Origin of the sequence: Paenarthrobacter sp. 2TAF44 (assembly GCF_052114885.1) — a bacterium.
In the GTDB taxonomy this organism is placed as follows: domain Bacteria; phylum Actinomycetota; class Actinomycetes; order Actinomycetales; family Micrococcaceae; genus Arthrobacter.
This window is the reverse complement of the sequence record NZ_JBFRFP010000057.1, coordinates 1-1,315: the sequence shown is the minus strand read 5'-3', so window position 1 is coordinate 1,315 and position 1,315 is coordinate 1. Positions and strand designations below refer to the sequence as shown.

Below are 1,315 nucleotides of genomic sequence, written 5' to 3'. Positions count from 1 at the left end.
CAACGCGGGGATCCTTCTATGGTTGTCAAGCGTGGCAAGGGCCGGGGTTTGGGGCGTTGAGGGTTCGGTAGATCCGCCGGGCGAGGTAGCGTTTCACGCACCGGCGGATCTCCTTTGTGGTTCGTCCCTCGGCTTGGCGTTTGCGCACGTAGTCGACGGTGGCGGGGTCGAAGGTCATCCGGCTCAGGGCGACCATGTGCAGGGCTTTGTTCAGGGTTCTGTCACCACCGCGGTTGAGTCTGTGCCTGACGGTGTTACCGGATGAGGCAGGAATGGGGTTGACTCCGGCCAGGGAGGCGAATGCCGCTTCGGAGCGGACCCGTCCGTGGTGGGACCATGCGGTCAGGCAGATGGCGGCGGTGACGGGACCGAAGCCGGTTTCCTGCAGCAGGGGCGCTGCGTCGCTGATCTTGACCAGCTCGGTGATCCGGGTGGTGTTGGTCTTGATCTCCGCGTCGAGTCCGGTGACGCGTTGGGCTAGCCGGACGGCTTCGGAGCGGGCAATGGAGGCGGCCAGCGGTTCGTCCCGTGCCCTCCASCGCGTCACGTCGGCGATCTGGGCTCCGGTCAGGGGTTTACGGGCGTCCAGGCCGAGGTCGTTGACGCGCAGCAGGGCGGTCAGCGCGTTCACTGCCCGGGTGCGTTCGGTGGTCATGGAGTCCCGTGCGGTGACCAGGACGCGTAAGGCGGCGCGGACCCCTTCATTGAGCCGTGGCCGGCGCAGGTGCTGCTCATCCATGGGGAGGACGGCTGCGGCGATCCGGTGCGCGTCGAGCGGGTCGGATTTTCCGACMCYGTGCCGGGCATCCATGCGCGCGGCTTCGGCAACCTGGTAGCCGGCCGCCCCGGCGGCACCGGCCAGCAGGGCACCGTACGAGCCGGTTCCCTCGATCACCCATAAAGTCCCCAGGTCAGCGCCGGTGTGGCGCGCGACCCAGGCGATCGAGCGGTTGATGCCGGCCCCGGTGGCCGGGAAGTCCCGGGTAGCGATCAACTCACCAGTACTTGCGGTGATGATGGCGTAGACATGGTTCCTGGCGTGCGTGTCGACGCCGACGACAAACGGACGGGAATGCGCAACGATAGTCATAGCGGTTCTGGCACCTTCCTCTACTCGCGGATACGGTCAGGGCCGTCAACGGCCGGTACCAGTCCGGGTAGAGGTCACTTCGGAACAACACTGTGACGAGTCACGCCCTAGCGGGCGGACAACCTTCTGATCAAGTTACCGAGGTGGGCCGGGCGGTACCGGCCGCCCCACCCCTCGGATGGACAGATCCCACTCCAGGACACCCTTGCGGGGCCAGTCACTTAC

1 protein-coding gene is annotated in these 1,315 nt (G+C 66.6%); it reads right to left on the bottom strand.

Annotation, left to right across the window (positions count from 1 at the left end; translation table 11 throughout):
* Positions 1–25 precede the first annotated feature (25 nt).
* Positions 26–1,090, bottom strand: coding sequence for an IS110 family transposase (locus AB4Z15_RS24925; protein WP_442019401.1), 1,065 nt, complete (start codon positions 1,088–1,090; stop codon positions 26–28).
* Positions 1,091–1,315: the final 225 nt, after the last annotated feature.